The sequence below is a fragment of the Pseudomonas sp. GW821-FHT09C08 genome, from assembly GCF_059418125.1.
In genome coordinates this window covers 849,572-861,613 of record NZ_JBWKPG010000002.1, presented here as the reverse complement: position 1 = coordinate 861,613, position 12,042 = coordinate 849,572, and the positions used below count along the sequence as shown (strand labels likewise).

Here is a 12,042-nt window from a genome sequence, read left to right as displayed (position 1 = left end):
GCTCCCACATTTGATCGCATTCCAGCCTGGAATTGATGCCCCCCCTAATAACAAGAATCCCCCGGGAGCCCGCTTATGTCGGTCGATCCGCAACACCTGCTTCGCGCGCTGTTTGCCACAGCCATCGACGCCGCCCACCCCCGGCAAGTCCTCGAACCTTATCTGCCCACCGACCGCAGCGGCCGTGTGATCGTGATCGGCGCCGGCAAAGCCGCCGCCGCCATGGCCCTGGTGGTGGAAAACGCCTGGCAGGGCGAAGTCTCCGGCCTGGTGGTCACGCGCTACGGCCACGGCGCGCCGTGCAAGAAAATCGAAGTGGTCGAGGCCGCCCACCCGGTCCCCGATGCCGCCGGCCTCGCCGTGGCCAAACGCGTGCTGGCATTGATCAGCAACCTGACTGAAGACGACCGCGTGATCTTCCTGCTGTCTGGCGGCGGCTCTGCACTGCTCGCCCTGCCCGCCGAAGGCATCACCCTGGCCGACAAGCAAGCCATCAACAAAGCCCTGCTCAAATCCGGCGCCACCATTGGCGAGATGAATTGCGTGCGCAAGCACCTCTCGGCGATCAAGGGCGGCCGACTGGCCAAGGCGGCCTGGCCGGCGACGGTCTACACCTATGCGATTTCCGATGTGCCGGGCGACCAGGCCACGGTGATTGCTTCCGGCCCCACCGTTGGCGACCCGAGCACGTCGCAACAGGCGCTGGCGATCCTCAAGCGCTACGGCATCGACGCTTCCGCCTCGGTACGCAGCTGGTTGCAGAACCCGGCCTCGGAAACCGTCAAGCCGGGTGACCCGGCACTCGCGCGCAGCCACTTCCAATTGATCGCGCGCCCGCAGCAATCCCTCGAAGCGGTCGCGGTGAAAGTCCGCCAGGCCGGGTTCAGCCCGCTGATCCTCGGCGACCTTGAAGGCGAAGCGCGGGACGTGGCCAAGGTGCACGCCGGCATCGCCCGACAAATCGTGCAGCATGGCCAGCCACTGGCGGCGCCCTGCGTGATCCTCTCTGGTGGCGAAACCACCGTCACCGTGCGCGGCAATGGCCGTGGCGGGCGCAATGCCGAATTCCTGCTGAGCCTGACCGACAGCCTCAAGGGCTTGCCGGGCGTGTACGCCCTGGCCGGTGATACCGACGGCATCGACGGCTCCGAAGACAACGCCGGCGCCATCATGACCCCCTGCAGCTATGCCCGCGCCGAGGCCTTGGGCCTGTCGGCCAGCGATGAGCTGGATAACAACAACGGCTACGGCTATTTCGCCGCGCTCGAGGGCTTGATCGTCACCGAACCTACGCGCACCAACGTCAATGATTTCCGCGCCATCCTGATCCTTGAGACTGCCAAACATGACGCCTGACAAGAAGGTCAAAATCCTCGCCACCCTGGGCCCGGCCACCGACGGTATCGATGATATCCGCGAGCTGGTGGAGGCCGGCGTGAATATCTTCCGCCTCAACTTCAGCCACGGCGAGCACGCCGATCACGCCCAGCGCTACCAGTGGATTCGCCAGGTCGAGCGCCAGCTGAACTACCCGCTGGGCATCCTCATGGACCTGCAAGGGCCGAAGCTGCGGGTCGGGCGCTTTGCCGAAGGCAAGGTGCAATTGGTGCGTGGCCAGGCCCTGCGCCTGGACCTGGACCCGACACCGGGCGACCAGCGCCGTATCAACCTGCCGCACCCGGAAATCATCGCGGCGCTGGAGCCGGGCATGGACCTGCTGCTGGATGACGGCAAATTGCGCCTGCGGGTCATCACCAAGCATGCGGATGCCATCGACACCACGGTGCTGAATGGCGGCGAATTGTCCGACCGCAAAGGTGTGAATGTCCCACAGGCGCTGCTGGAACTCAGCCCGCTCACCGCCAAGGACCGCAACGACCTGAGGTTCGGCCTGGAACTGGGTGTGGACTGGGTGGCGCTGTCGTTCGTGCAACGCCCGGAAGACATCCGCGAAGCCCGTGAGTTGATCGGCGACAAAGCGTTCCTGATGGCCAAGATCGAGAAACCCTCGGCCGTGCAGCGCCTGCAGGAAATTGCTGAGCTGAGCGACGCGATCATGGTGGCCAGAGGCGACCTGGGTGTGGAAGTGCCCGCCGAGAGCGTGCCGCAGATCCAGAAAGACATCATCAGCACCTGCCGCCAGTTGGGTAAGCCGGTGGTGGTGGCCACGCAGATGCTCGAGTCCATGCGTTTCTCCCCGGCACCGACTCGCGCCGAAGTCACCGATGTCGCCAACGCCGTGGCCGAAGGCGCCGATGCGGTGATGCTGTCGGCGGAAACCGCGTCCGGCGAGTACCCCCTGGAAGCCGTGCAGATGATGAGCAAGATCATCCGCCAGGTCGAAAACGGCCCGGACTACCAGACGCAACTGGACGTCAGCCGGCCCAAGGCGGACGCCACGGTGTCGGACGCCATCAGCTGTGCGATCCGGCGGATCAGCAGCATCCTGCCGGTGGCGGTGCTGGTGAACTACAGCGAGTCCGGCAGCTCCAGCCTGCGTGCGGCGCGGGAACGGCCGGTGGCGCCGATCCTCAACCTCACGCCGAACCTCTCCACTGCGCGCCGCTTGAGCGTGGCGTGGGGCGTGCATTCGGTGGTCAATGATCGGCTGCGCCAGGTCGATGAAGTGTGTTCGACCGCGCTGGAGATCGCCCAGGCCCAGGGGATGGCGCAGCGCGGGGATACGTTGGTGATTACCGCGGGAGTGCCGTTCGGGCAACCGGGGTCGACCAATTCGCTGCGTATCGAGACGTTGATCTAGCGTCTGTTCAGGCCTCATCGCGGGCAAGCCCGGCGCCCACATTTTGATTGGTGAACCGATTCAAATGTGGGAGCTGGCTTGCCGGCGATTGGGGGCAACTCGGTCCCTCAGACTCACCCACCATGCCCAACCAATCCTGCCCCGACTGGGCCGAAGCCTTGCTCAACGGCTTCAGCCAGATCTTCCTGCAGCGCCATCCCCTGTGTGGCCTGCTGTGCCTGCTGGCCATCCTGATCGGCGCCCCGGCCCTGCTCGGCGGGGCGTTGCTGGGAGGCGTCGCCGGTTTGCTCACGGCCCAGCGCCGGGGTTATCCCAAGGCCGAACGCCAGGCCGGCCTATATAGCTACAACGGCGTACTGCTGGGCTTGCTGATCAGCCAGCACTTTGCCTGGTCGGCCGTGCTGCCACCGCTGATCCTGGCGTGCGGCGGCTTGAGTGCGATGCTCACGCGACAATGGCTCAAACACGCAACCCGCCCCGATGACCTGCCCGCCTACACCGCGCCGTTTGTCGGCCTGGGCTGGCTGTTATTGGGCAGCGTGCCGCCGAGCACGTTTGCACTCGGCGAAGCCGACACCCTGGCCGTACTGACTGCGCCCTTTACCGGGCTCGCGCAAATCATGCTGCTCGACCAGCCCCTCGCCGGTGCGCTGATCGCGCTTGGCCTGTGGCTGGCCAATCGGCGTGCCGCCCTCTGGGCCTTGACCGGCGCCCTCTGCGGAGTGCTGATCGCGCTGCTGCTCGACGAGACCGCCAGCGCCCTGCTCGGCCTGCACAGCTACAACCCCGCGCTGGCGGCCCTGGCCCTGTGTCAGACGCGCCGCCACGCCTGGCAACCGCTGCTCGGCATCCTGCTGGCAATCGTCTTCACGCCAGGCTTTGCTGCGCTGCACCTGCCGGCGTTGACCGCCCCGTTCATCCTCGCGTGCTGGCTGGTGCGTGCCGGTCGCCGGATGCTGGGTAAACCCCGCATGGACAGCCCCTTCGAATCCCCCTAGGCTTGCTCGATATTCGATTCAGGCGGGCTTTATGGACAGCAACAACGACTGGCGGCAGCGGCTCTACGTCATGGTTTTTCAAAGCGACACAGCGGCCGGCCGGCGCTTCGACAGCACCTTGCTGCTGATCATCCTCGCCAGCCTGGTGATTGTGATCCTCGACAGTATCCAGACCGTCCACGACAACTACGCCGACGTGCTGGCCTACATCGAGTGGGGCTTCACCATCATTTTCGCCATCGAGTACGGCCTGCGCCTGTACTGCTCGCCCAAGCCGCTGCGCTATGCCTTCAGCTTCTATGGGCTGGTGGATTTGCTCGCCATCGTCCCCGGCATCCTCGCGCTGTATTACAGCGACGCCCAGTACCTGCTGATCATCCGCATCATCCGGATGCTGCGGATCTTCCGCGTGCTCAAGCTTGGGCCTTACCTCAAGCAGGCCAATTACCTGATGGCCGCGCTGCGCGGCAGCAAGCAGAAGATCGTGGTGTTCCTGGTCAGCGTGTGCACCCTGGTTACCGTATTCGGCACCTTGATGTACGTGATCGAAGGGCCGGAGCACGGGTTTACCAGCATTCCCAAGGGCATCTATTGGGCGATCGTGACCCTGACCACCGTGGGCTTTGGCGATATCGTGCCGAAGACCCCGCTGGGCCAGGTGATTTCGTCACTGGTGATGATCACCGGCTACTCGATCATCGCCGTGCCGACGGGGATTTTTACCGCCGAACTGGCCAGTGCCATGCGCGGTGAGCAGCTGCAAACCGACTGCCCGGTGTGCAACAAGAACAGCCACGAGCCCAACGCGGCGTTCTGCTCGCGCTGTGGCAATGCGCTGTTTAAGAAAGTGGAATAAGCAAAGTGCGTTTTAATCTTTAAGCGTCTATGCAGGCCCAGCTATAGTCGCTGGCAAAATGCCCTCACTCAATCGATAACCTTCTCGAACAACAAGGAATGAGCAGTGAAAAAACTCGTTAGCGCCTCTCTACTGGCCGCCGGCCTTGCCCTGGCGGGCGCCGTCCAGGCAGCCCCGGTCACTCTGCTCAACGTCTCGTATGACGTGATGCGCGATTTCTACAAGGACTACAACGCCGCCTTCCAGAAACACTGGGACGCCGAGCACCCGAACGACAAGCTGACCCTGCAGATGTCCTTCGGCGGCTCCAGCAAACAAGCGCGCTCGGTGATCGACGGCCTGCCGGCTGACGTGATCACCATGAACATGGCCACCGACATCAACGCCCTCGCCGACAATGGCAAGCTGGTGCCGGACAACTGGGTCACGCGCCTGCCGAACAACAGCGCGCCGTTCACCTCCGCCACGGTGTTTATCGTGCGCAAAGGCAACCCGAAAGCCCTGAAAGACTGGCCGGACCTGTTGAAAGACGGCGTGCAAGTGATCGTGCCCAACCCGAAGACTTCCGGTAACGGCCGCTACACCTACCTGTCGGCCTGGGGCTACGTGCTGAAAAACGGCGGCGACGAGAACAAGGCCAAGGCCTTTGTCGGCAAGCTGTTCAAGCAGGCACCTGTGCTGGACACCGGTGGCCGCGCCGCGACCACCACGTTCATGACCAACCAGATCGGCGACGTGCTGGTGACCTTTGAAAACGAAGCAGAAATGATCGCCCGCGAATTCGGCCGTGATCAGTTCGAAGTGATCTACCCAAGCGTCTCTGCCGAAGCCGAGCCGCCGGTGTCGGTGGTCGACAAAGTGGTCGAGAAGAAAGGCACCCGCGCGGCCGCCGAAGACTACCTGAAGTACCTGTGGTCGCCGGAAGGCCAGGAAATCGCCGCCAACAACTACCTGCGCCCACGCGACGCGAAGGTACTGGCCAAGTACACCGACCGTTTCCCGAAAGTCGAATTCCTCTCGGTAGAGAAGACCTTCGGCGACTGGCGCACCGTGCAGAAAACCCACTTCAATGATGGCGGTGTTTTCGACCAGATCTACAGCGGTCAATAACTGAACAAACGCAGCCCCGTGTGGGAGCTGGCTGGCCTGCGATGCAGACACCTCGACGTATCAGGCATACCGAGGTGATGCTGTCGCAGGCCAGCCAGCGCCTGCATTGGGGGATGCGCCTGGCCCTTACATCGGCGGTGTCACGCCATCTTTGCCGGCCGAGATAGCCTGCGCCGTCACCGTCCCGTCCGCGTCCTTCGCCGCAAACATCACCACCTTCACCCCCGGCTTGAGCAAGCTGCGGTCGCCTGGCTCCAGGTTGACGATCGGCACATCATCCGGCACCACGATCTTCTGCTCGCCCCCTTTGTATTTGACGGTCAACGTCCGCCCGTTGCTGACCACCAGGTCGCCGACCGTGCCGTTGGTCATGCTGCTGCCTTCTTTGAGGTCGAACGCCCGGTGCCCGTCGCCCGTGCCGGCCATCGCCGGCGGGAACACATGCACTTCGAGCGCAGTCAGGGTGCCGTCGGCGTTGGGCATGGCAGCCGAGCCGATGTAGCTGCCGGGCTTGATCTCGTCGATCCTGGCCAGCGTCACGGCACGGACCTGGGTGTCTTTTGTCAGGTGCACGGTGACGTCTTCACCACTGTTGACCTTGACGTGCATCGCGTCGCCGTCGATCGCCGTGATGGCGCCACGCACACCCACGCGTGGGGCATCGGCCGCGTTCGCCAGGCCGACAGCCATGGCGGCGGCAAGGGTGGAAGCCAGGAGCATCTTGTTCAACGTGATCTTCATCGCAATGGATTTCCTGTTTCGGCAGTTGTGTCTGAATGTATCATTGCCGTTCGACGCGAAAGTTAACGTTTCAGTCATTAATTCCCGGCATGAGTGTTATCACCACCAGCGGCCTACTCGCCGTTGCACCTTGTCTCTACTCTCGCTCGCCTACTTCCTCCGCTTTTATGAGAACACCATGAACGCTACCTCACACCCTACAACCACCATGACCCGCGCGATGGTGATGCTGTTTGCGTTCTGCTGCGGCGCCATCGTCGCCAACATCTACTACGCGCAGCCGATCATCGAACTGATCGCACCGGACATCGGCCTCACCCCGGCGATGGCCAGCCTGATCGTGTCCCTGACGCAAATCGGTTATGCCCTCGGCCTGTTTTTCCTGGTACCGCTGGGCGACCTGCTGGAAAACCGCAAGCTGATGATCACCACCACCGTGGTGGCCATTGCGAGCCTGCTGGGCGCGGCCTTCACCGAGCAGCCGAATCTGTTCCTGCTGGTGTCGTTGCTGATCGGCTTCAGTTCGGTGTCGGTGCAAATCCTGATCCCGCTGGCCGCCCACCTGGCACCCGCCGAATCCCGTGGCCGGGTGGTGGGCAGCATCATGGGCGGGCTGCTGCTCGGCATTCTGCTGGCGCGGCCGGTGTCCAGCGTGGTCGCGGACCACTTCGGCTGGCGGGCGATGTTCATGGCGGCGGCCGCGTTGATGGCGTTCATCAGCGTGGTGCTGATGCTGACCATCCCCAAGCGCCAGCCCGACCACAGCGCCAGCTATGGCCAATTGCTCGGCTCGCTCGGCACCTTGTTGCGTGAACAACCCCTGCTGCGCCAACGTGCGTTCTACCAGGGCTGCATGTTTGCCACCTTCAGCCTGTTCTGGACCGCCGCACCGCTGGAGCTGGCGCGCAATCATGGGCTGAGCCAAAGTGAGATCGCGTTGTTCGCACTGGTCGGTGCCCTGGGTGCCATCGCTGCGCCCATCGCCGGCCGCCTGGCCGATGCCGGCCACACTCACCGCGCCTCACTGCTGGCCATGCTGTTTGCCGTGCTGAGTTTCCTGCCAGCCTTCGTGCACCCGCTGTACAGCGTGATCGGCCTGGCGGTGACCGGCGTGGTCCTGGACTTCTGCGTGCAGATGAACATGGTCCTCGGGCAACGCGCGATCTATGCCCTCGACGCCAACAGCCGCAGCCGCCTCAACGCGTTGTACATGACCAGTATCTTCATCGGCGGCGCCTTCGGCTCGGCGATTGCCAGCAGCGTCTACGAGCACGGTGGCTGGCTGGGCGTGATGCTGGTGGGCAGTGCGTTCCCGCTGGTGGCGCTGTTGCGCTTCCTGAGCGCTTCGCGCCAGGTCACGGTCGCCACGGCCTGATCACCCTCAGGAGCGCACCAGCTTCTCCAAGGCCGCGTCCGCCAGGAATGACGAGCGGCTTTTGACCTTGTGCTCGCGCACATAACGGTCGATGCGCTGGATGACATAACCGGGCAAGGTCACGTTGACCTTCTCGGTCTTGCCCAGATAGGGCGAGATGTCCAGCTCGAGCATGCCCCAGCCCATCCCGGCGTAGTCTTCATGGGCGTGATGATTGGCCACCGACGTGGGCATCGGAATCGGCCCACCTTCGGCGGCGATTTCTTGCAGCATGATGTGCGCGACTTCCACGGCGGCGTTGTACGCCTCTTCGAAACTGTCACCGGCGGTGACCGCGCCTGGAATATCGGGGATCTGAATACCGGTGGCGGTAAAGTCATCGCCCCATTCGATACAGATTGGGTATTGCATGAATGCTCTCCTTAGAACTGAAACAGCCCGGCGCGTTTCCTGATGCTTCTGACGGTGCCCAGCGGCAGGTCCTTCTTGGGGTGCGGCACCGGGATCGTGTACGGGTTATAGCGGTGAGTAAAAATGTGATGACTGCCCGTGACCCGATCCAGCACCCAACCCGCCTCTTGCAGCTCCTTGATCAATAGCCTGCTTTGCACCGCAACCTCCTTGGCTTGGCCTGAATAAAAGTAACCCTAGAGTTATCTTTACTCAAGCACAGAATCGCGGAACCCGACTGGCGGCTGTTTTACCGAATGTTGGTATTGCACGCGTTCATTCCCTCAACGCATAAATCCTATGCCCGGCACCCCGCTTCTACCCCCGCACCGACGCGCCCATCATCCCCTCCAGCCAAGCCGGCTCATCTCCCGAGGGACTACCGCCATGACACTTCAAGCCACACTTGATGCCTTCCGCGCTGACTTCAAAGCGGGCAAGCCGCCCTATAACGCGCCCGCGCATATCCATCCGATCATGGAGCGCGCCACCGCCGAGCTGATCGCCAGCGGTGCAGCACAACGTGCCCTCAAGGTGGGAGACAAAGCGCCGCTGTTCAGCCTCAAGGACGCCGACGGCAACGCGGTGTCCTCGGCCAGGCTGTTGGCCCAGGGGCCGCTGGTGCTAACGTTCTACCGAGGCGTGTGGTGCCCGTACTGCACTTTGGAATTGCAGGCGTTGCAGGCGTTTCTGCCGACACTGACGGCGGCCGGCGCCCAGTTGCTGGCCCTGTCGCCGCAAACGGCCGCCAACAGCCGCAAATCCACGCGCATTGCCGGGCTGGGGTTCCCGATCCTCAGCGACACCCACAACGACGTCGCCGATGCGTTCGGGCTGCGCTTTCAATTGCCGGATTATTTGATCGAACTCTACAAGGCGCTGGGCAACAACCTGCCGCTGATCAACGACGATCCGGCCTGGACACTGCCCATGCCCGCCCGCTATGTGATCGGCCAGGACAGCGTGATTCGTTACGCCGAGGTCAACCCGGATTACACTCAACGCCCGGAACCCTCGGCGCTGCTCGACGCCCTCACCCGATAACCCAAGGACACCCGATGGACCGTCTTACCGCCATGGAAACTTTCGTCCACGTTGTCGAAACCGGTTCGTTCTCGGCCGCTGCCAAGCGCCTGGGCATCGGCCAGCCCGCCGTGTCCAAGAGCATCGCGCAATTGGAAGCACGCCTGGCGGTGCGCCTGGTGTTGCGTTCGACCCGTGGCCTTACGCCCACCGAGGCCGGCCTGGCGTTTTTCGAGAAAGCCCGGCGCGCCATCGACGAAGCCAACGAGGCCGACGACGCCGCCCGGGGAGCCGGCGCCGGGCTGTCGGGCAACCTGCGTATCAGCGCAGCGGTGACCTTTGCCCGCATGCATATCATTCCGCACCTGGGCGCGTTCCTGGAGCAGTACCCGGGAGTGAATGTCGACGTGGTGCTCGATGACCGCACGCTCAATCTGGTGGAAGAAGGCATCGACGTCGCCCTGCGCATGGGCAACCTGGATGACTCCAGCCTCACGGCGCGCAAGATCGGTGAATCACCCTGCGTGATCCTCGGCACGCCGGCCTACTTCGAACGCTTCGGCGAGCCCGCCACCCCGGCGGACTTGCTGCAGCACCAGGCGATCATCTACACCCGAGGCGAAGGCTCGCACTGGAACTTTACCCAAGGCGACACGCATTACCCGCTCGTTGCCCATGGCCGCGTGCGCGTGACGGCGGCGGAAGGCGTGCGCGCCGCCGTACTGAGCCATCTGGGCCTGACACTGTCTTCCAGCTGGATGTTCGCGCCGGAGCTGGCCAGCGGCGAGGTCAAGCGCGTGCTGGCGGACTGGCATTTGCCGCCCCGGGATTTGTGGGCAGTGTTCCCCACCGGCCGGATGGCGAGCGCCAAGGCACGCGCGTTTGTGGAGTATGTCGAAGCGCTGATCAACGCCTGACAACGTTCAGCACTAACTGCAGCAAGGTCGACAGCGTCGTGGCGAGCATTTCGCTTAACACTGAAATCATGCCTGCCGTCGGATCAAGCGGTGCCGGTAGCGGTGGTGCGGGCACGGGTGCTGGCGTCGGTGCCGGTACCGGTGCTGGCACGACCTTCGGCACCGTTTGCCCCTGCCACAGCACATCCCCCGGCTTGATCTGGCCGATGCCCTTGACCATGAAGCCGGCATTGCCCGTGCCCTTCAGGTCTATCTCCAGGCTTGAACGACCCGTGGCAGCGTCATGCTTGAGCACAGCCTCCCCGGCCCGGCCACTGAACCGGTCAGTAAACACCAGGGCGCCGACCCCCGCCTCTCTCAAGGCGCCCGAGACATCGAGCCTGTCGACCCCGGTGGTGAAGTCCTCGATCACGTCCGGCTGCTGCGGTGTGGAGTCACTGGCCTTGTCGTAGATAAACGTATCCGCGCCCCCACCGCCGCGCAATGTGTCGGCCCCCGCACCGCCCTTGAGCCGATTGTTCGCGTCATTGCCCGTCAACACATCCCGTCCGGAACCGCCGATGGCGTTCTCAACCGTACAGCCTTTGGCGATGGAGACGTTGCCCTTCAAACCACCCACATCGGAAAACGACTCGGCCTTCAGGCTGATGTTCTGGTTCTGGGCAAACCCGGAAAAATCCAGGGTATCGTCCCCCCCGCCATCCCAGACGCAGAAGATCGGTTTGTCCGTGGCGCTCTTGAGGGTCATGGCTTCGCGCTCGGTATTGGAGTTGAAGCCATAGGTGGTGTCGGTCTTGCGGGTCTGGTGATTGGCCCCATACAACCGCTGCACCGCGGCAATGTCATCCATCATCGGCGCGCTGGGGTTGCAGTGGCGAAAATCGTGACCGGCCTGATGCTTTTCAGACCAGTAGCTCATGACACTGCGCGCCTTGGTGTCACCGGCATACACAGCGCTCTTGTCATAAGTGGAATCACCGCCATTGTAGTTACCCGGATGCTGCAGGCCGATGGCGTGTCCGATTTCATGCACGGCGGTGAGCGAAAAGTGGCTGTCCAGCCCCGGCGAACTGCCTGATTTCAGTGTGCCAATCGTCGCGGTGGTGCTGCTGGTGGCGCGCGTGGGTGAGATGGCGACGCCACGGTCTCCACGTGGGTTGTTCCTGACGTGAACCGTGCAGTCCGCACCTGCCGCCCGCTCCTTGAAACTGATATTGGCCACGTCCTGCCAGGACTGGGCGGCCTGGCGCACACGTTGCTGCTGCGCAGCAGAGAAAGTGGGATCGACGGTGTAGGAAAGATCTATCTTGTTGTCGTTATTGCGGTCGTGAAAGTGCAGGTTATCGCGGGTGATGTGCTTGCCCGCCTGGTCGGTGGTGTAGGTCGGCTTGCCGCTGGCGCCCACGCCAAACGGTCCGGGATCGGCAAGCGGCAAGGTTTGCTGTGGGGGTGTACGCGATAAAGACTCAGAACTGATCATGGGAATTTGCGCTCTTTCTAGAGGATAAATGAGCCAGACACGTGAGCATCGGCTGATTGAATTTCCCTGCAAAAATGAGTGCGCAACAGCCTTTATTTAGTTCGTCCTGAAACAGCGCGGCGTGGGGCAACACCTGCTAAAACACGCGAAAAAACACTTGCACTTCAAAAAACCAGACACACATGGGCGAAGCTGAAAACCTGTTGATTCCACGCGATAAAAATATAAACCCACACAATTGCCCGGCGCTTACTGCTTCAAAGCCGCCCTGACACGGATACATTCGCTCAACTTTTTCATGGCGGTTTTCCCGTGGGCCAGGACCTTGCCG

Annotated in this window: 12 protein-coding genes; 8 read left to right on the top strand and 4 right to left on the bottom strand. The window is 62.9% G+C overall.

What is annotated here, in order from left to right; all coding sequences use genetic code 11:
* The first annotated feature begins 75 nt into the window (after positions 1-75).
* From AC07OJ_RS10690 to AC07OJ_RS10670, 5 genes are all read left to right on the top strand, one after another.
* Positions 76-1,356 (top strand): glycerate kinase type-2 family protein, encoded by a 1,281-nt coding sequence (locus tag AC07OJ_RS10690; RefSeq protein WP_495094506.1) that lies wholly within the window; start codon positions 76-78, stop codon positions 1,354-1,356.
* Positions 1,346-2,761 carry a pyruvate kinase gene (pyk, locus tag AC07OJ_RS10685; protein WP_495094505.1) on the top strand — a complete coding sequence of 472 codons (1,416 nt, stop codon included), beginning with the start codon at positions 1,346-1,348 and terminating at the stop codon, positions 2,759-2,761. The genes AC07OJ_RS10690 and pyk overlap by 11 nt, the downstream gene beginning before the upstream one ends.
* A 122-nt stretch (positions 2,762-2,883) precedes the next feature.
* Positions 2,884-3,759: an urea transporter gene (locus AC07OJ_RS10680; RefSeq protein ID WP_495094504.1), complete on the top strand. Its 876-nt coding sequence runs from the start codon at positions 2,884-2,886 to the stop codon at positions 3,757-3,759.
* Between the two features lie 31 nt (positions 3,760-3,790).
* Positions 3,791-4,615, top strand: coding sequence for an ion transporter (locus AC07OJ_RS10675; protein WP_495094503.1), 825 nt, complete (start codon positions 3,791-3,793; stop codon positions 4,613-4,615).
* A gap of 105 nt (positions 4,616-4,720) precedes the next feature.
* Positions 4,721-5,725, top strand: coding sequence for a sulfate ABC transporter substrate-binding protein (locus AC07OJ_RS10670; RefSeq protein WP_065901602.1), 1,005 nt, complete (start codon positions 4,721-4,723; stop codon positions 5,723-5,725).
* Positions 5,726-5,851: 126 nt separating this feature from the next.
* On the opposite strand, the gene AC07OJ_RS10665 is transcribed toward AC07OJ_RS10670, so the two are convergent.
* The gene (locus tag AC07OJ_RS10665) at positions 5,852-6,466 is read right to left on the bottom strand and encodes a DUF5666 domain-containing protein (protein WP_201143827.1); all 615 of its coding nucleotides are present in this window, start codon (positions 6,464-6,466) and stop codon (positions 5,852-5,854) included.
* Positions 6,467-6,644: 178 nt separating this feature from the next.
* On the opposite strand from AC07OJ_RS10665, the gene AC07OJ_RS10660 reads away from it, so the two are divergent.
* The gene (locus AC07OJ_RS10660) at positions 6,645-7,841 is read left to right on the top strand and encodes an MFS transporter (RefSeq protein WP_083221339.1); all 1,197 of its coding nucleotides are present in this window, start codon (positions 6,645-6,647) and stop codon (positions 7,839-7,841) included.
* Positions 7,842-7,847: 6 nt separating this feature from the next.
* Here AC07OJ_RS10660 and AC07OJ_RS10655 read toward each other — a convergent pair whose 3' ends face one another.
* Together AC07OJ_RS10655 and AC07OJ_RS10650 are read right to left on the bottom strand one after the other, a co-directional pair.
* Positions 7,848-8,252 (bottom strand): type II toxin-antitoxin system HicB family antitoxin, encoded by a 405-nt coding sequence (locus AC07OJ_RS10655; RefSeq protein WP_016978509.1) that lies wholly within the window; start codon positions 8,250-8,252, stop codon positions 7,848-7,850.
* Positions 8,253-8,263: 11 nt separating this feature from the next.
* Positions 8,264-8,452 carry a type II toxin-antitoxin system HicA family toxin gene (locus AC07OJ_RS10650; RefSeq protein ID WP_065901605.1) on the bottom strand — a complete coding sequence of 63 codons (189 nt, stop codon included), beginning with the start codon at positions 8,450-8,452 and terminating at the stop codon, positions 8,264-8,266.
* Positions 8,453-8,678: 226 nt separating this feature from the next.
* On the opposite strand from AC07OJ_RS10650, the gene AC07OJ_RS10645 reads away from it, so the two are divergent.
* Entirely contained in the window at positions 8,679-9,335 is a 657-nt protein-coding gene (locus AC07OJ_RS10645) for a peroxiredoxin-like family protein (protein WP_213551018.1), read from the top strand.
* Between the two features lie 14 nt (positions 9,336-9,349).
* The gene (locus AC07OJ_RS10640) at positions 9,350-10,231 is read left to right on the top strand and encodes a LysR family transcriptional regulator (protein ID WP_120447983.1); all 882 of its coding nucleotides are present in this window, start codon (positions 9,350-9,352) and stop codon (positions 10,229-10,231) included.
* Here AC07OJ_RS10640 and AC07OJ_RS10635 read toward each other — a convergent pair.
* Complete coding sequence (locus AC07OJ_RS10635; protein ID WP_282397870.1) at positions 10,221-11,711, bottom strand: M10 family metallopeptidase C-terminal domain-containing protein; 1,491 nt, start codon at positions 11,709-11,711, stop codon at positions 10,221-10,223. The two genes, AC07OJ_RS10640 and AC07OJ_RS10635, sit on opposite strands and share 11 nt — an antisense overlap.
* Between the last annotated feature and the right edge of the window lie 331 nt (positions 11,712-12,042).

What these genes read in the sequence shown, in the direction of transcription:
- AC07OJ_RS10690 (WP_495094506.1), top strand. Translation starts at nt 76, where the DNA reads ATGTCGGTCGATCCGCAACACCTGCTTCGCGCGCTGTTTGCCACAGCC.
- pyk (WP_495094505.1), top strand. Translation starts at nt 1,346, where the DNA reads ATGACGCCTGACAAGAAGGTCAAAATCCTCGCCACCCTGGGCCCGGCC.
- AC07OJ_RS10680 (WP_495094504.1), top strand. Translation starts at nt 2,884, where the DNA reads ATGCCCAACCAATCCTGCCCCGACTGGGCCGAAGCCTTGCTCAACGGC.
- AC07OJ_RS10675 (WP_495094503.1), top strand. Translation starts at nt 3,791, where the DNA reads ATGGACAGCAACAACGACTGGCGGCAGCGGCTCTACGTCATGGTTTTT.
- AC07OJ_RS10665 (WP_201143827.1), bottom strand. Translation starts at nt 6,466, where the DNA reads ATGAAGATCACGTTGAACAAGATGCTCCTGGCTTCCACCCTTGCCGCC.
- AC07OJ_RS10660 (WP_083221339.1), top strand. Translation starts at nt 6,645, where the DNA reads ATGAACGCTACCTCACACCCTACAACCACCATGACCCGCGCGATGGTG.
- AC07OJ_RS10655 (WP_016978509.1), bottom strand. Translation starts at nt 8,252, where the DNA reads ATGCAATACCCAATCTGTATCGAATGGGGCGATGACTTTACCGCCACC.
- AC07OJ_RS10645 (WP_213551018.1), top strand. Translation starts at nt 8,679, where the DNA reads ATGACACTTCAAGCCACACTTGATGCCTTCCGCGCTGACTTCAAAGCG.
- AC07OJ_RS10640 (WP_120447983.1), top strand. Translation starts at nt 9,350, where the DNA reads ATGGACCGTCTTACCGCCATGGAAACTTTCGTCCACGTTGTCGAAACC.
- AC07OJ_RS10635 (WP_282397870.1), bottom strand. Translation starts at nt 11,711, where the DNA reads ATGATCAGTTCTGAGTCTTTATCGCGTACACCCCCACAGCAAACCTTG.